Below are 15639 nucleotides of genomic sequence, written 5' to 3'. Positions count from 1 at the left end.
CCGCAGGAGCCCTCATGAGCATCACCGACCACACTCGCCTACTAAGAGGCGCTGATCCGCCGCTACTTCGCCGCCTGCAACGCCGCCGACTACCAGGCGCTGGTCGACAGCTTCACGCCCGACGCGGTGCACTACTTCCCGACCGGCCTGCCCGAGGTGCCCTGGCGCGGCGCCGACACCATCGCCAGGAAGTTGATCTGGTGCGTCGAGACGCTGAGCTCGCAGTGGACCATCGAGCGCATCGTGGTCAGCCATGACAAGCCTGAGGCGGTGATCGAGTGGACCCACTGGAAGAACAAGTCCGGCACCGCGCTGCGCGGCGCCGAGTGGTACGAGTTCCGCGACGGCCGCATCGCCGAGATCCGCGCCTACTACGTGTCGCCGGCCGACAAGTCGGTCGCGATCAACGAGCTGGTGGACTTCGACTACGCCGGCCGCAACTTCCACCTCAAGAGCGAGTGAGCGATGGCCATCGATAGCAGCAACAGCAGCAGCCCGGCCGTGGCCGGCCGCATTCGCCACGTCGTGCTGTTCCGCCGCAAGCCGGACGTGCCAAAGAACGAGGCGCTGGAGAAGTCGCTGGCCGACCGCATGACCGCGCTCGGCGCGCAGATCCCGGCCATCCGCGCCTGGCTGGTGGCAGCCAACGAGCTGGTGCGCCCGATCAGCTGGGACTACGTGCTCGAATCGGAAGTGGACGACGCCAAGGCGCTCGACGCGTACCTGTTCCACCCGCTGCACCAGGCGCTGATCGCCGACCTGAAGCCGTACTTCGAATGGGCGGCCGTGGATTACACGACCTGATGGCCGCACGCCGTATCCATGGGGTATAAGCCCACAGTGCTTTGCAATCAAACGCACTGTAGGTATACCCTAATTGATGTCTTTTCTCCCATGCGGCGGGACAGACCAGAGGACTGCACTGCGAACTGGTGCAAACCCGATGTCCAGGGTGCAAAGGGCTGTTCTAAGGTGGCGGCGCTACCACGCCACCACCTGCGGCGCCGATGTGCGTCCGGGCTTGAAGAAAGGAGGCTTTCCATGCAACGTACGCTTCGGGCCGCAGCGGCGGCGGCCGTCGCTGCGGCCTGTCTGGCCGCACAGGCCGGCACCTTCGTCTACGTGTCCAATGCCGAGGACGGCACGATCTCCGGCTACCAGATCGACGGCGCAGCCGGCTGCCTGCTGCCGCTGGCCACCACGACCGCTGGCGCCCTGGTGATGCCGCTGGCGCTCAGTCCCAACGGCCGCTATCTCTATGCGGCGGTGCGGTCGCAGCCGTACTCGGCGGTCAGCTACCGCATCGATGCGCGCACGGGCGCGCTCGACCGCCTGGCCACGGCCTCGCTGCCCGAGAGCATGGCTTACCTCTCGATCGACCGCACCGGCCGCTGCCTGTTCGGCGCATCGTTCGGCGGCGATGTGGTCAGCGTCAGTGCGATCGGGCCGCAGGGGGTGGCGCAGGGGCAGGCGCTGCAGGTCATCCGCACCGGCCGCCATGCGCATTCGATCGTGCCGGATGCGACCAACCGCTTCGTCTACGTCGGCAACCTCGGCGTGCACCGCGTGCTGCAGTTCGCCTTCGACGAGCGCAGCGGCGCGCTCACGCCGATCGGTGAGGGCTTCGTGCCGGCGGTTGATGGATCAGGACCGCGGCATTCGGCGCCGTCGCCCGACGTCCGGTACCTCTACGTCCTGGGCGAGCTGTTCGGCACCGTCACGATCTATACCTTTGACCGGGCCACCGGCGCGCTCACGCGCGGCGCTTCGGCCGACGGCGTGCCCGAGCGCTACCGGCTCGAAAAGGGCCTCATCCGCCCGCCGCTGGGTCAGGGGGAAAAGGTGGACCACACGCCGCGCATCTGGGCGGCCGACATCAAGATCACGCCCGACGGCCGTCACCTCTACACCACCGAGCGCACCAGCAGCACCGTCACCGCCTACCAGGTCGACCCGGCCAGCGGCCGGCTCACGCGCCAGGCCACCATCGAGGTCGAAAAGCAGCGGCGCGGCATCGCCATCGATCCGCGTGGCCGCTGGCTCGTCGTGGCCGGCGAGAAGAGCGCCGAGGTCGGCCTCTACGCGATCGATCCGGCGACCGGCGCGCTGCGTCGCACCGCCGGCGCGCCGGCAGGCAAGTGCGCTAACTGGGTGGAGATCGTCGACACGGAGTGAGTGCAAACCACGCCGTCGTTGCACGCCGGGCGACGTGGTTTCGACCCTCGAACATCAACGCACGTGTTCACGGCTGCTTGCCGAACTCTACGAAGTCCGCGCGCCGGGCGACGGCCTGCTCGCTCAGCGAGAAGCCCAGGGCCGGCCGGTCGGAGATGTGCATGCGGCCGTCCTTGAGCTGCATCTGCTCGTTGAACAGCGGGCCAAGCCATTCGAAGTGCTCCAGCCACGGCTCGATCGGATAGGCGGCCGCGAGGTGCGGGTGGATTTCCATCGCGAAGTGCGGTGCCAGCTTGCGGCCCTTGAACGCACTCAGCGCCATGATCTCCAGGAACGGCGTGATGCCGCCCACGCGCGGCGCGTCGGGCTGGATGAAGTCGCTGCCCTCGGCCAGGATCAGCTGCGCATGCTCGCCGGCGCTGGTCAGCATCTCCCCGGTGGCGATCGCCGTGTCGAAGCGCGCGGCCAACTGGGCATGGCCATCGAAGTCGTAGGCGTCCAGCGGCTTCTCAATCCAGGTCAGGTCGAAGTCCTCGAACCGGCGGCAGGCGCGCGTGGCCTTCTGGCGGTCCCACTGCTGGTTGGCGTCGACCATCAGCTGGAAGTCGCCGCCGAGCAGCTTGCGCACCTCGCCCACGCGCTGGATGTCGATCGAGAGGTCGGGCTGGCCGACCTTGAGCTTGATGCCGCCGATGCCGCTGTTGGGCGAGATCTCGACGTTCTTGAGCACCTGGTCGAGCGGCGTGTGCAGGTAGCCGCCCGAGGTGTTGTAGCATTGCACCGAATCGCGGTGCGCGCCGAGCAGCTTGGCCAGCGGCAGCCCGGCGCGCCTGGCCTTGAGGTCCCACAGCGCGATGTCGAACGGCGCGATGGCCTGCGTCGTCAGGCCGCTGCGGCCCATGGATGCGCCGGCCCACAGCAGCTTGGTGAAGATGCGCGGGATGTCGCTCGGATCCTCGCCGAGCAGGTTGGGCGCGATCTCTTTGGCATGCGCGTACATGCCCGGGCCGCCGGCGCGCTTGCTGTAGCCGAAGCCGATGCCCTCGTGGCCGTCGCGCGTGCGGATCTCGGCAAAGATGAAGGCGATCTCGGTCAGCGGCTTCTGGCGGCCGGTGAGCACCTTGGCGTCCGACACCGGCGTGGCCAGCGGCAGGAAGACCAGCGACACCTTGACCCCTGCGATGCGGTCGCCGGCGTCGGCGGCGGTGCGGGCGCCCTGGGCAGCCTGGGCGTAGGAAACGATGTTGGATTCGACCCCGGAGGAAAGAGCCATGCGAACTCCAGTGGAAAAAAAGGGTAGGACCAAAGAGGCGTGGGGCGGCGGCCAGGCCGGCTGGCCGTTATTCGGATTTGAGGCCGCCGACGCGGATCACTTCGCTCCAGCGTGCGACCTCTTCGTTGACGAAGCGGGTGTAGTCGGCCGAGCGCGAGGTGCTCACCACGAAGCCGTTGCCTTCGAGCTTGGCCCGGGCCGCCGGATCGGCGAAGGCCGTGCGCATCGCGTTCTCCAGCTTGTCGATGATCGGCCTGGGCGTGCCCTTGGGCGCCGACAGGCCGGTCCACGACACGGCCGAGAAGCCGGGGTAGCCGGATTCGGCCACGGTCGGCACGTCGGGATAGAGCGGGTTGCGCTGCAGGCTGGTCACGGCCAGCGCGCGCAGCTTGCCGGCCTTGACGTGCGGCAGCGCCGCGTCCTGGTTGGTGAACATCAGCGGGATCTGGTTGGCCAGCACGTCGGTCAGGGCCGGGCCGCCCCCCGTGTAGGGGATGCCGACCATGTCGAGCTTGGCGACCTGCTTGAGGTATTCGCTCGTCAGGTGGCCGGAGGAGGAGGGCACCTGGCCGTAGTTCACCGTGCCCGGGTTGGCCTTCACGTAGTCGATGAACTTCTTGAAGGTCCTGGCCGGGAACTGCGGGTTGACGACCAGCACGTTGGGGCCGGCGGCCAGTTGTGAGATGTGGATGAAGTCCGACTCCTTGTAGCCGGACTTGGGCGAGCTGAAGCCGTGGATGATGGCGTTGCTGCCGATGCCCGACAGCAACAGCGTATAGCCGTCCGGTGCGGCCTTGGCGGCCTGGTCGGCACCGATGGCGCCGCCGGCGCCGCCCTTGTTGTCGACGATGAAGGGCTGCTTGAGCTGCTTGCCGACTTCCTCAGCGATCAGCCGGCCCATGATGTCGCTGGTGCCGCCGGCCGGGAAGGGCACGATGATCCTGACGGGGCGGTTCGGGTAATCGGCCTGGGCCTGGGCGGCCAGCGGCAGAAGGGTCTGGCAGGCGAGGGCGGCGGCGGTGAGAAGCAGGGTGCGCTTGTGCATGGAAGAAGTCTCCTGGCGATGCGTGGTCCGGGGCGCCGGCAGGCCGGCGGTGTAAGCGCTTCCATTTGAACCCGAGGTGCCCAGTCCGGCGATTCGGGGCTAACCCTGCAAAACCTGGTTGCGTCCCACGGAGCGGGACGCGAAGCGGCCCATCAGTCGGCCACGCCCAGCGGCCAGGGCACGAACTCGTTGAGGCCCACGCCGAGGGCCTCGCTCTTGGTCTTCTCTCCCGAGGCATGGCGCAGCACCTGCTCGAAGATGCGCCGGCCCATCTCGGCGATGGTGGCCTCGCCGTCGATCACCGGGCCGCAGTTGATGTCCATGTCGGCCGCCATGCGGGTGTACATCGGCGTGTTGCTGGCCAGCTTGACCGTCGGTGCCGGCACCGAGCCGAAGCACGATCCACGGCCGGTGGTGAAGCAGATCAGGTTGGCGCCGCCGGCGATCTGGCCGGTGGCCGACACCGGGTCGTAGCCGGGAGTATCCATGAACACCAGGCCGTGCTGGCGCACCTGCTGGGCATACTCATAGACCTCCATGAGCGGCGCGTTGCCGCCCTTCTTGGCGCCGCCGAGCGATTTCTCCAGCACGTTGGCCAGGCCGCCGGCATTGTTGCCGGGGCTCACCTGGCCGTTGATCTGGGTGTCGCGGCCGCGGTTGTATTCGAGCCACCAGTCGATGCGGGCCACGAGCTTCCTGCCGACCTCGGGCGTGACCGCGCGCGCGGTCAGTGTGTGCTCCACCCCGTAGATCTCGGAGGTCTCCGACAGGATCGCCGTGCCGCCGTGGCGGATCAGGATCTCCATCGCAGCGCCCAGTGCCGGATTGGCCGACAGGCCCGAGAAACCGTCGGAGCCGCCGCACTGCAGGCCGACCATGATGTGCTCGGCCGATACCGTGCTGCGCCGCGCCGTGTCGGCCTGCGGCAGCATGGCGCGCACCTTCTCGATGCCGGCGGCGATGGCCTTCCTGGTGCCGCCTTCTTCCTGGATCACCAGCGTCTGCAGCAGCGGGCCGGGCTCCAGGCCCTGGTGGGCGAGGAATGCGGGCAGCTCGTTGTGCTCCTGGCCCAGCGCGATCACCAGGGCGCCGGCGGTGTTGGGATGGCGGATGGTGCCGCCCAGCGTGCGGCGCAGCACTTCCATCGGCTCGCCGCTCTTTTCCATGCCCGAGCCCTGCTCGTGGATGTAGGGTACGACACCGTCGACGTGGGGGAAGGCGGCGAGTTCGTCCTCGTCGAAGAACTCGGCGATGCGGCGGGCCACGCTGGCCGCGCTGTGCGACACGACGAATACGCCCACGTAGTTGCGCGTGGCCACGCGGCCGTCGGCGCGCACGATGCCATGGAAGGTGGCGCGCTCGGCCGGCGGCAGCAGGTCGGTCGGCACGTAGTCCAGGCCGTGGCGATAGTCCTTCTTGAGATCCCCGAAGGCGATGTTGTGGCTGTGCATCCAGGTGCCGGGCGCGAGGTCCTCGGCGGCGAAGCCGATGACGGTGTTGTACTTGAGCACCGGCTCGCCCTTGGCGACGGCGCGCGCGGCGATCTTGTGGCCCGAAGGCACGTCCTGCTGCGTGGTCACGCCTTCTGACGCGACGGTCGTGCCGGCCGGCACGTCGATGCGGGCGACGACCACGTTGTCGAGCGGGTCCAAGCGGATGAAGGGATTGCGCAGCACGGCGTCCGACGGTTTCACCGTCGAGGCGAGCTTGGGCGTGATGGGCTTGGCTGTGGTGGTGGCGGTCATGGTGGAGAGATGTTCTGTCGTGGGGGTAGCGAAGTCGCCCGGTCAGGCCAGCACGCCGATCGGCCAGGGCACGAACTCGTTGTCGCCCACGCCCAGGTCTTCGCTGCAGGTCGGCTCGCCCGAGGCATGGGCCAGCAGGCGCTCGTAGACGATGCGGCCCATCTGCTGCGCCGTGAGCCTGCCGTCGAGCACCGGGCCGCAGTCGATGTCGAGGTCGTCGCGCATGCGCTCGAACGTGGCCGAGTTGCCGGCCAGCTTGACGGTGGGAACCGCGCCCGCGCCGAAGCCCGAGCCGCTGCCGGTCGTCACCGCTAGCAGGTTGGCGCCGCCGGCGATCTGGCCGGTGGCCGACACAGCGGCATACGCCGGCGCGTCCATGAAGACCAGCCCGCCTGCCGTGACCGGCGTGGCATAGCGGTGGACGGCCTGGACCGGCGAGCTGCCGGCGCGCTGCAGGCCGGCGTCGGCATCGGCCGACACGGTGGCTGCGCGCTGCACGCGCGTGTCGCGGCCGGCGGTATAGCCGCGCCACCAGTGGATGCGCTCGCCCAGTGCCGATGCCACCGCCGGCGTGGCGGCGCGGGCGAGCGCATCGGTTTCGGCGACGGCCAGGCCGGCGGTGTTCGACAGGATGGCGGTGCCGCCCTGCGCGACCAGCAGGTCGACGGCCGCACCCAGCGCCGGATCGGCCGACAGGCCGACGAAGCTGTCCGTCGCCGCCGACTGCAGGCCCAGCACCAGGCGCGATACCGGCACCGTCTCGCGCCGGTGGGCATCGACCAGCGGCAGCATGCCCTGCACCGCGGCGATGCCGGCTTCGATCGCGTTGGCGGTGCCGCCCACCTCCTGCAGCACGACCATGTGCAGCAGCGGGCCGACCTCCAGTCCTTCCTGCTGGAAGAAGCCGCGAATGTTGTTGCGTTCGCAGCCGAGCGCGATCACCAGCGCGCCTGCGATGTTGGGGTTGCGGATGGTGCCGGCGATCGTGCGGCGCAGCAGGTCCATCGGCTCGCCGGTCATTTCCATGCCGCAGCCCAGTTCGTGCAGGAAGGGCACGACACCGTCGACCTGCGGGAAGGCGGCCAGCCGCTTGCGCGTGAAGTGTTCCGCGACCTTGCGGGCCGCCGTGGCTCCACAGTTGCCGACGACGAAGACACCGATGTGGTTGCGGGTGCCGACGCGGCCGTCCGGGCGAATGAAGCCCTGGAAGGTGGTGGGGAGCGGGGACGCCGGCGTGGCGTCGGCGGAAGAAGTGGAGGTCAAGGTCATCGCGGACTCCAAGCGCTTTGAAAGCGCTTTCATTTCAATCCAAACAAAAAAGCCCGAAGGCTTTGTCACTGCATGCCGGGGCAGTTATATCCGACAGTGATCGACAGTATATGAAAGCGCTTACATCAAGGCAAGCCTGAGGCATACTGCTGACCGCGCGGGCGGGGCCCGCTTCCGCCCTTTTTCTTCGGCCGCCAAGCTTCTTCTTCCGCGTGATACGCAAGACCGAACCCGTTTCCAAGCCCTCGGCTTCCTCTCCGGGCCGTGCGCGCATGTCCGACGTGGCTGCGGCCGCAGGCGTCTCGCTGGTCACGGTATCGCGCGCCATCAATTCGCCGGACCAGCTGGCGTCCGAGACGCTGTCGGCCGTGCGCAATGCGATCGAACAGCTGGGCTATGTGCCCAATCTCACCGCCGGCAGCCTGGCCTCGAGTCGCTCGCGCATCGTGGGCGCGATGGTGCCGACCATCTCCAACGCGGTGTTCGCCGAAACCATCGAGGCGCTGACCCAGACGCTGGGCGAGGGCGGCTACCAGCTGCTGCTGGGCCAGACCTCGTACCGCGCAGACGACGAGCAGCGCCTGGTCGATGTGTTCCTGGGCCGGCGCGTCGACGGCGTGGTGCTCACCGGCATCACCCATGCGCCGGGCCTGCGCGACCGGTTGCAGCGCAGCGGCATTCCGGTGGTGGAAACCTGGGACATGACAGGCCGGCCCATCGACATGCTGGTCGGCTTCTCCAACCGTGATGCCGGCTACCTGGCCGGCGAGTACCTGCTGGGTCGCGGCCACCGGCAGCTGGCCTTCATCGGTGCGCAGGAAGACCGCTCGCGCCAGCGCCTGGAGGGCTTTCGGGCTGCGGCCGAAGCGGCCGGCGTCGGTGCCGTGCCGGCCCAGCTGATCGCGCCGCCGGCGGCCATGGTGGACGTGCGCCCGGCGCTCGACGCGCTGGTCGCGCAGGCGCCCGGTATTGATGCGCTGTTCTGCAACAACGACCTGCTGGCCGCAGGCGTGCTGTTCGAATGCGCGCGGCGCGGCTGGTCTGTGCCGGGCCGGCTGGCGGTGATGGGCTTCGGCGACCAGCCGATCGCCCAGGCCTCGTTCCCGCAGCTCACCACGCTGCGTGTGCACGGACGGCGCATCGGCGAACAGGCCGGCCAACTGCTGCTGGGGCGCCTGGCCGGCACGGGCGAGCCGCAGGCCGCCACGGCCGTGGATATCGGCGTCGAACTGGTCGTGCGTGACAGCGCCTGAACCAACGGCATCGATCCGTTACCCAAACGGTATCGGACGCAAGAAATTTGGAATTGGATATTTGACGCATGGCGATGGAGACTCCGCCCGCGCCACCGATGCGCCGCGGCCACAGGCGGCACGGAGCGCCGGCAACGGCGTCCATTCCAAGGAGACAACCATGACCCATCGCAGCGCGACCCCGTCGCGTGCGCTGTCCCTCCGGGGCAGCAGCTGAGGCCTTCCGGGCCTCGCCTTTTCCTTTCTCCCGCTTCGCTGACCCACCGCAGTTTTCTCACCGGGCTCGCCGCCCGGTGAAGCACGGCTGCGCGCAATCGATTCCTGCATACACCACCACTCGAGACATGACCATGCACACCGTTCGCTTCCTCTCCGCCTCGGCTCTTCTCTGCGCTGCTGCCTGCGCCCATGCGCAAAGCAGCGTCAGTATCTACGGCATGCTCGATGTCGGCATCGTGCGCGACAGCGGCATCGCGGGCGGCGGCTCGGTGCTCAAGGTATCGAGCGGCGTGTTCAACGGCTCGCGCCTTGGCTTCCGCGGCAACGAGGACCTGGGTGGTGGCCTGTCGGCCATCTACACGATGGAGATGGGCTTCCAGGCCGATACCGGCGCACTGGGGCAAGGCGGCCTGGCCTTCGGCCGCCAGGTGTTCGTGGGCCTGTCGAGCAAGGACTATGGCGCGCTGAAGTTCGGTCGCCAGTACAGCGCGATCGACCAGGTGGTCGGCAACTCCGATCCCTTCGGCTCCGGCGGCGCCGGCCGCAACGCCAGCCTGGTGGCCGCACGCTTCGTCAACGGCACCAAGTCCTACTACAACAACCGCATCAACAACTCGGTGATGTACACCAGCCCGGTCATCAACGGCTTCTCGGGTGACATGGGCTACGGCTTCGGCGAATCGGTCGACAGCACGCACAGCGGCCGCTACGTAGGCGCGTCGATCGGCTACGCCCAGGGCCCGCTGTATGCGCGCCTGGCCTCGCAGGACATCGTGAATGCCGCAGGCAACGGGTCGGTGCGCAACAGCATCTTCGGGGCCTCGTACAACTTCGGCCCGGTCACGGGCTACTTCTCGTATTCCTGGGGCGACGCACGCGAGGCCGGTGTGCGCCAGACGCACGACAGCGACGTGCTGCTGGGCGTGGCCGTGCCGGTGAGCGCATCGGGCCGCGTCATCGCCTCCTATGTGGCCAAGAACGACAAGCTCGCAGCCAACCGCGATGCGAACCTGGTAGCCATCGGCTACCTGCACGACCTGTCCAAGCGGACGACGCTGTACGCTTCGGGCGGCCGCATCCACAACAAGAACGGCGCAGGCTACAGCGTGAACACCTCCATCGACGTGGGCCCCGGCACGCGCTCGGCCGACATCGGCATCCGCCACACGTTCTGACGCCGCAAGGCGTCTTCTCGCCACCCTGGCGTTCGGGCATCGCATGACCACCTTTGTCTCCTTGAACGCCGGCGGTGCGACCGCCCGCATCGCCCCGGACTGGGGTGCACGCATCACGGCCTGCACGCTGGAGGATGCGCATGGTGCGCGGCAGGCCGTTCTCCATCCCTATCCCGAGAGCGAAGCCCACCGGCCCGACCACTGGGGCAAGGGCGGGCTCTATCCGCTGGTTCCCTTCAGCGGGCGCATCCGCGATGCGCGACTGCGCCGGCCCGACGGCGACCGCACGCTCGTGCCGCATCCGGGCGATGCGCACGCGCTGCACGGCATCGCCCAGCGCCGGCCCTGGGAGGTCGTGTCGGCGACCGACCGCCGTGCCGTGCTGCAGTACCGGCACGCGCCGGATGCGCACTGGCCGTGGGCCTTCGACGCCGGTATGGTGGTGCAGCTGGAGCCGCACCAGCTGCGCGTCGATATCTCCCTCACCAACCGCAGCGAGGAGCCCATGCCGGCCGGTATCGGCCTGCATCCCTATCTGCCGGGCGCCATGCCCCTGCACATCGCTTATGACGCAGCGGCCGCCTGGCCGACGGACGCGGATTTTCTGGCACTGCCTACGCCGCCTGCCGAGGCAATCCACACCCATGGGCTGGGCGGTTCAGACTTCGCTGGGCGCGACTGCACAGTGTTTCACCCTCGGTGGCAGCAGCGGGCAACCGTGCAGGGAATCACCGGCACGGCCATCGATCTCCGGGCCGAAGGAGCGCTGGATCAGTTGATCGTGCACCGCCCGCCAGACGGACCGTATGTCTGCCTGGAGCCGGTGAGCCACATGCCGGATGCTTTCAACCTGCACGATGTGCCGGGAACCGGCACCCGTGAGCTTCGGCCGCAGGGCCGGCTCGCCGGGGGCCTGGTGCTGTCGATCTAGGCCGCCTCAGGCCGCCAGCGCGCTTTTCAGGAAGTCGACGCCGGCCTGCGCACCGGCGTGGCCGAGCCGGTGGCCGGCGTTGGTATCGGCCACCAACTCCAGATTGCGGGCCAGACCCCGCCGTGTCATGTCGGCATGCAGGCGAGCCGCCTCGCTGAAGGAAACCACATCGTCGCGTACCCCGTGCCAGACCATGAGCGGCCGGCTTGCCAACTGCTCCAGCTTCGTGCTCGGGTCGTATGCGGCAATCGCATCCATGCGCGCGTCGTGCGCGGCTCGGGTGCTGTCCGAATAGCTGCCGCATGGCGGGTAGAGCGTGCGGGCCAGGTCGGTGAAGTAGGCCGAGCCCATCCACGACACGCCGGCGCGCAGCCATTCATACCGCGCCAGGCAGCCGAGTGCGACGAAGCCGCCGATGGACAGACCTGCGACCGCCACGCGATCGCCGTCGACCCAGCCGCGGGCCTGGAGGTCGTCACGCAGCGCCGGCAACTCGTCGATGCTGCTGCGCAGGGTCTCCCAGAAGCCGCCGATGCGGCTTGCCGCATCGCCGTCGAAGCGTGCGCCGTGGCGGTCGGCCTCGGGCAGTACAGCGCGCAGCCCGGCCTGCGCCAGCATCACGGCGATGTTGCTGTCCACTTCCTTCGACTGGGTAAAGCGGTGGTAGACCACCACGGTCGGCAGCGGTGTGCCGTGGCGATCCAGCGGTGCGGCGTGCAGCGCAGGCCATCCGCCGATGGCCTCGTCCCAGACGACGATGCGGGCCATGGTCAGCACACGGCGTAGCGTTCGAGCACGGCCGGGTCCGGCTCGAAGCCGATGCCCGGTCCACGCGGGATCGCCACCTCGCCACGGTGTGGCGTCAGCGGCTCGCCGCCGAACCAGGCTTCGGGCTCCACGTACAGATGCTCGAACAGACCGAAGTTCTCCAGTGCTGCCGCCATCTGCTGCGTGGCGTAGTGACCGGGGCCGAAGTAGGGCGAGTGCGGCATCAAGCCCCGGCCGGTCTGCGCGGCCAACCGAGCCACACGCAGGAACTCGCTCACACCGCCGACCTTGGTGATGCTCGGCTGCAGGTAGCGCGTTGCACGGGCCAGGTGGCCGAACTCCTGTGCGGTGCAGGCGTTCTCGCCCGCGGCGATGTCGACACCCAGCTGGCCCAGGCGGGCCAGCGTGTCCCAGTCTTCTGGAGGGAAGATGGGTTCCTCGACCCACAGCACGTCCAGCGCGCGCAGTTCGGGGATCAGGCTCATGGCCTGCGATTCGCTCCAACTGCAGTTCACATCCACCGTCAGGCTCACGTCCGGACCGATCGCGCTGCGGGCCGCCCGGATCTCGGGCAGCGTGACCTCGTGCAGCTTTACCGACCGAAAGCCTTCGTTCACCGCCTGGGTGCAGAAGCGGGTGACGAGTGCTTCGTCGCCGTAGCGCACTAGGCTGGCATAGGCCTGCACGTTTTCGCGGCGGCGCTTGCCGGCGATCAGCGTCGCCAGGTCCACGCCGGCGGCCTTGGCCTTCAGGTCCCACAGGGCGATGTCGATGCCCGAGAGGGCGAAGATGGTCAGCCCGCAGCGGCCGAACAGCGACAGCTTGCGCTGCACTTCCAGGTTCAGCGCCTCCACGTCGTCGAGCGTGCGGCCGATGAACTGCGCCGCGACCAGGTTGCGGATGTGCTCGCCCACGGCGTGGTGGCAGAAGTAGCCGAAGGCTTCGCCCCAGCCGACCAGCCCGTTGTCGGCCGTGACCTTGACCAGCACGGTGTCGAGCGTATGCCACCGGCCGGGTGTGCCGCCGGTGCCCGATCCGCCATCCTCGAACGGGATGGACAGCAGGATCGGTTCGACGCTTTGAACCTTCACGCCCACCTCACCACTCCTGGATGCGGGCCACGTCGCCCACATACTCGTTGTTGGCGCCCCAGCCGCCCATCGCATGCGTGCCCACGAGCGTCGTGTCTTCCGGCGGCACGGTCGAGAGGACCTCGGCCGCGAACTGCTCCGCATCGTCCTGAGGACGGTAGCCCAGGCGGAACGCTGCCTGGTTGTCGAAGAAGCCGCGGGTGTTGGCCGACACGCCGTAGACCACGGCATAGCGCAGCTGCGCGTGGGTGAGGCCGATGCGCACCAGCTGGGCCAGATCGCGCCAGCTCGACCAGATCGACAGGCGGCGGCGGTCCGCCGGCTGGTCGGCGACGAAGCCGATACGGATGCACAGCACCCGCAGGCCGTACTTGTCGGCGAACATCGCGCCGGTCTGCTCGCCGAAGGCCTTGGTCAGCCCGTAGCGGCTGTCCGGTCGCAGCAGCACGTCGGTGCCGATGCGGCGCTGGCGGGGGTAGTAGCCCACCGTGTGGTGTGAGCTGGCGAACACCACGCGCGCGACGCCAGCGTCACGCGCCGCCTCGAACAGACGGAAGACGCCGAGCACGTTGCCCTCGACCTGTTCCTCGATGGCCGCATCGGTGGTGCAGCCGGCCAGGTGGACGATGGCGCTGACGCCTTTCAGCGCTTCGCGCAGCACGGCCGGATCGCCGCTGTCGCCGACGATGGTTTCCTCGTGAGCCGCGAGGTCGGGCACGGGGATGCGGTCGAGCAGGCGCAGCCGGAGTCCGTCGTTTGCAAATTGCCGGCGCAGGCCGGTGCCGACGACGCCTGCGGCGCCGGTGATCAAGATCGTGGTCATGGCATCAGCCTTTCATCAACAACGTGGGCAAAGCCATCGAGAACGCTGGAACGTAGGTCACCAGCAGCAGGCAGATCAGCAGGGCTCCGTAGAAGGGCCAGATCGAGCGCATGACCTGGCCGACGCTGATGCCGCCGATCGCGCAGCCGACGAACTGGGTGGTGCCCACCGGCGGCGTGTTCAGTCCGAGAGCGCAATTGATCAGCATCACCATGCCGAACTGGGTGGCGTCCATGCCGTACTTCTGGGCGATCGGCAGGAAGATGGGCGTACAGATCAGGATGGTGCTGCCCATATCCATGAAGGTGCCGAGCAGGAACAGGATGATGTTGATCCACAGGAAGATCACCCATGGACGGTCCGACAGGCCGGACATGAACTCACCCGCCAGGTCCGGTACTTCGTACAGGCCCATCAGGTACTGGAACATGGTCGATGCGCCGATCAGCAGCAGGATCACGCCGGTGGTCTTGGCGGCCCGGGCGCAGGCATGCATGAAGGTGGCCCACTTCATCGTGCGGTAGATGAAGAAGGTCAGCACGATCGAATACAGCACGGCGATCGATGCGGACTCGGTCGCGGTGAACACGCCGGTGATGATGCCGCCCAGGATGATGATGATCACCAGGAGGCCGGGTGCTGCCGCGGCGACGGAACGCCACAGCACGTCGGCTGCCGGCCGTGCGAGCGCCGGGTAGCCGCGGCGCACCGCGACGAAGTAGGCCGCAGCCAGGTTGCAGACCGTGAGGATCAGCGCCGGCACGATGCCGGCCAGGATCAGCGAGCCAATGGACGCAGCACCGCCAGCGGCCAGCGCGTAGATGATCATGTTGTGGCTGGTGGGCATCAGTGCGCCGACCAGTGCTGCATGGGTCGTCACGTTGACGGCATAGTCCGCGTGGTAGCCCTCGCGCTTCATCATCGGGATCATCACCGAGCCCATGGCCGACACGTCGGCCACCGGCGAGCCGGCCACGCCGCCGAACAGTGTGCAGGACACCACGTTCGACAGGCCCAGGCCGCCGCGGATGTGGCCCACGGCATTTTTGGCCGCGGCGACGATCTTGTCGGCGATGCCGCCATGCAGCATGAGCTCGCCGTTGAACACGAAGAACGGAATCGCGAGGAAAGAGAACACGTTCATCCCGGACATCATCTGCTGGAACAAAACGCCGGTCGGCAGGCCTTCGTACAGGATGGTGCAGAGCGAGGAGAGCGCGATGGCGAACGCCACTGGCACGCCCATCACCAGGAATCCGAAGAAGGTGATGGCAAGAATGGTCAGTGCCATGATGGCTTCACCTCCAGGCTGCGCAACGACGCAATGATGTGTTCGATCGAGAAGAGGACGATCAGGGTGCCCGAGATGACCAGCGGCACATAGCGCAGGCCTTCCGACAGGCCGAGGCCCGAGATCTTGTAGTGCGCCACGGAGGCGCCGAGCAGCCAACCGTTGTAGACCATGGCGCTGCCGAAGAAGGCGACCATGGCGTGGATGACGCGCTCCAGCGCGACGCGGATGCGTTCGGGCGCAATGGCCAGCAGCGACTCCATGCCGATGTGGCCGGCATCGCGCACGCCGACGGCCGCGGCGATCAGCGTGACGTAGAGCACCAGCAGTAGCGCCAGGCTCTCGGCCCAGGTGGGCGGGTTGTGCAGCACGTAGCGGCCGAAGACCTGCCAGGCGACGGTCAGCACGATCAGCAGCAGTCCGAAGACGGACAGGTACATGCCGTAGCGTGCGAGCACGGCATTGAAGCTGGAGCGGGGACCTGTGAGAACGGCAGGCGCCGGCTCCTGCGCTTGCAGGACGTCCTCCACGATGGGGTCGAGGGCAGTGTTTGCAGACATGGTTCGCCATCGGGCGGGCCC

The 15639-nt window shown here is 68.1% G+C and carries 15 protein-coding genes; 6 read left to right on the top strand and 9 right to left on the bottom strand.

Features of this window, described 5'->3' with window-relative positions:
• Positions 1-51 precede the first annotated feature (51 nt).
• The 3 genes from GAK38_RS04125 (at position 52) to GAK38_RS04115 (ending at position 2175) form a co-directional block, all read left to right on the top strand.
• Positions 52-462, top strand: a complete 411-nt coding sequence (locus tag GAK38_RS04125) for a nuclear transport factor 2 family protein (protein WP_325341743.1) — start codon at positions 52-54, stop codon at positions 460-462.
• A gap of 3 nt (positions 463-465) precedes the next feature.
• Positions 466-804 (top strand): Dabb family protein, encoded by a 339-nt coding sequence (locus GAK38_RS04120; RefSeq protein WP_325341689.1) that lies wholly within the window; start codon positions 466-468, stop codon positions 802-804.
• Between the two features lie 237 nt (positions 805-1041).
• A complete protein-coding gene (locus tag GAK38_RS04115; protein WP_325341687.1) occupies positions 1042-2175 on the top strand; it encodes a lactonase family protein in 1134 nt (377 codons plus the stop codon).
• A gap of 67 nt (positions 2176-2242) precedes the next feature.
• Here GAK38_RS04115 and GAK38_RS04110 read toward each other — a convergent pair whose 3' ends face one another.
• From GAK38_RS04110 to GAK38_RS04095, 4 genes are all read right to left on the bottom strand, one after another.
• Positions 2243-3448 carry an L-talarate/galactarate dehydratase gene (locus GAK38_RS04110; protein ID WP_325341685.1) on the bottom strand — a complete coding sequence of 402 codons (1206 nt, stop codon included), beginning with the start codon at positions 3446-3448 and terminating at the stop codon, positions 2243-2245.
• 67 nt (positions 3449-3515) lie between these two features.
• Positions 3516-4493, bottom strand: coding sequence for a Bug family tripartite tricarboxylate transporter substrate binding protein (locus tag GAK38_RS04105; RefSeq protein WP_325341683.1), 978 nt, complete (start codon positions 4491-4493; stop codon positions 3516-3518).
• A gap of 152 nt (positions 4494-4645) precedes the next feature.
• Complete coding sequence (locus tag GAK38_RS04100; protein ID WP_325341681.1) at positions 4646-6238, bottom strand: UxaA family hydrolase; 1593 nt, start codon at positions 6236-6238, stop codon at positions 4646-4648.
• A gap of 42 nt (positions 6239-6280) precedes the next feature.
• Positions 6281-7507 carry a UxaA family hydrolase gene (locus GAK38_RS04095; RefSeq protein ID WP_325341678.1) on the bottom strand — a complete coding sequence of 409 codons (1227 nt, stop codon included), beginning with the start codon at positions 7505-7507 and terminating at the stop codon, positions 6281-6283.
• Positions 7508-7779: 272 nt separating this feature from the next.
• Between GAK38_RS04095 and GAK38_RS04090 the strand changes: the two genes are divergently transcribed.
• The 3 genes from GAK38_RS04090 (at position 7780) to GAK38_RS04080 (ending at position 11085) form a co-directional block, all read left to right on the top strand.
• A complete protein-coding gene (locus GAK38_RS04090; RefSeq protein ID WP_325341676.1) occupies positions 7780-8760 on the top strand; it encodes a LacI family DNA-binding transcriptional regulator in 981 nt (326 codons plus the stop codon).
• Positions 8761-9104: 344 nt separating this feature from the next.
• A complete protein-coding gene (locus tag GAK38_RS04085; RefSeq protein WP_325341675.1) occupies positions 9105-10154 on the top strand; it encodes a porin in 1050 nt (349 codons plus the stop codon).
• Between the two features lie 43 nt (positions 10155-10197).
• Complete coding sequence (locus GAK38_RS04080; RefSeq protein ID WP_325341673.1) at positions 10198-11085, top strand: aldose epimerase family protein; 888 nt, start codon at positions 10198-10200, stop codon at positions 11083-11085.
• A gap of 6 nt (positions 11086-11091) precedes the next feature.
• Here GAK38_RS04080 and yjfP read toward each other — a convergent pair whose 3' ends face one another.
• The 5 genes from yjfP to GAK38_RS04055 are packed head-to-tail and all read right to left on the bottom strand — an operon-like array spanning position 11092 to position 15618.
• Positions 11092-11853, bottom strand: coding sequence for an esterase (yjfP, locus tag GAK38_RS04075; protein ID WP_325341671.1), 762 nt, complete (start codon positions 11851-11853; stop codon positions 11092-11094).
• 2 nt (positions 11854-11855) lie between these two features.
• Positions 11856-12944, bottom strand: a complete 1089-nt coding sequence (locus GAK38_RS04070) for a mandelate racemase/muconate lactonizing enzyme family protein (RefSeq protein ID WP_325341669.1) — start codon at positions 12942-12944, stop codon at positions 11856-11858.
• Between the two features lie 7 nt (positions 12945-12951).
• Positions 12952-13767, bottom strand: coding sequence for an NAD-dependent epimerase/dehydratase family protein (locus GAK38_RS04065; RefSeq protein ID WP_325341667.1), 816 nt, complete (start codon positions 13765-13767; stop codon positions 12952-12954).
• 4 nt (positions 13768-13771) lie between these two features.
• Positions 13772-15058, bottom strand: coding sequence for a TRAP transporter large permease (locus tag GAK38_RS04060; RefSeq protein WP_325341665.1), 1287 nt, complete (start codon positions 15056-15058; stop codon positions 13772-13774).
• The gene (locus tag GAK38_RS04055) at positions 15049-15618 is read right to left on the bottom strand and encodes a TRAP transporter small permease (protein WP_325341663.1); all 570 of its coding nucleotides are present in this window, start codon (positions 15616-15618) and stop codon (positions 15049-15051) included. Before GAK38_RS04055 ends, GAK38_RS04060 begins: the two co-directional genes overlap by 10 nt.
• Positions 15619-15639 lie beyond the last annotated feature (21 nt).

It is taken from the genome of Xylophilus sp. (genome assembly GCA_009914555.1).
GTDB lineage: Bacteria > Pseudomonadota > Gammaproteobacteria > Burkholderiales > Burkholderiaceae_C > WNDY01.
Note: the sequence above shows the minus strand (reverse complement) of the source record. Positions and strands in the feature narration are given on the sequence as shown.

Coding starts and splice junctions, on each gene's coding strand:
- GAK38_RS04120 (WP_325341689.1), top strand. CDS start 466: ATGGCCATCGATAGCAGCAACAGCAGCAGCCCGGCCGTGGCCGGCCGC.
- GAK38_RS04115 (WP_325341687.1), top strand. CDS start 1,042: ATGCAACGTACGCTTCGGGCCGCAGCGGCGGCGGCCGTCGCTGCGGCC.
- GAK38_RS04110 (WP_325341685.1), bottom strand. CDS start 3,448: ATGGCTCTTTCCTCCGGGGTCGAATCCAACATCGTTTCCTACGCCCAG.
- GAK38_RS04105 (WP_325341683.1), bottom strand. CDS start 4,493: ATGCACAAGCGCACCCTGCTTCTCACCGCCGCCGCCCTCGCCTGCCAG.
- GAK38_RS04100 (WP_325341681.1), bottom strand. CDS start 6,238: ATGACCGCCACCACCACAGCCAAGCCCATCACGCCCAAGCTCGCCTCG.
- GAK38_RS04095 (WP_325341678.1), bottom strand. CDS start 7,507: ATGACCTTGACCTCCACTTCTTCCGCCGACGCCACGCCGGCGTCCCCG.
- GAK38_RS04090 (WP_325341676.1), top strand. CDS start 7,780: ATGTCCGACGTGGCTGCGGCCGCAGGCGTCTCGCTGGTCACGGTATCG.
- GAK38_RS04085 (WP_325341675.1), top strand. CDS start 9,105: ATGACCATGCACACCGTTCGCTTCCTCTCCGCCTCGGCTCTTCTCTGC.
- GAK38_RS04080 (WP_325341673.1), top strand. CDS start 10,198: ATGACCACCTTTGTCTCCTTGAACGCCGGCGGTGCGACCGCCCGCATC.
- yjfP (WP_325341671.1), bottom strand. CDS start 11,853: ATGGCCCGCATCGTCGTCTGGGACGAGGCCATCGGCGGATGGCCTGCG.
- GAK38_RS04065 (WP_325341667.1), bottom strand. CDS start 13,767: ATGACCACGATCTTGATCACCGGCGCCGCAGGCGTCGTCGGCACCGGC.
- GAK38_RS04060 (WP_325341665.1), bottom strand. CDS start 15,058: ATGGCACTGACCATTCTTGCCATCACCTTCTTCGGATTCCTGGTGATG.
- GAK38_RS04055 (WP_325341663.1), bottom strand. CDS start 15,618: ATGTCTGCAAACACTGCCCTCGACCCCATCGTGGAGGACGTCCTGCAA.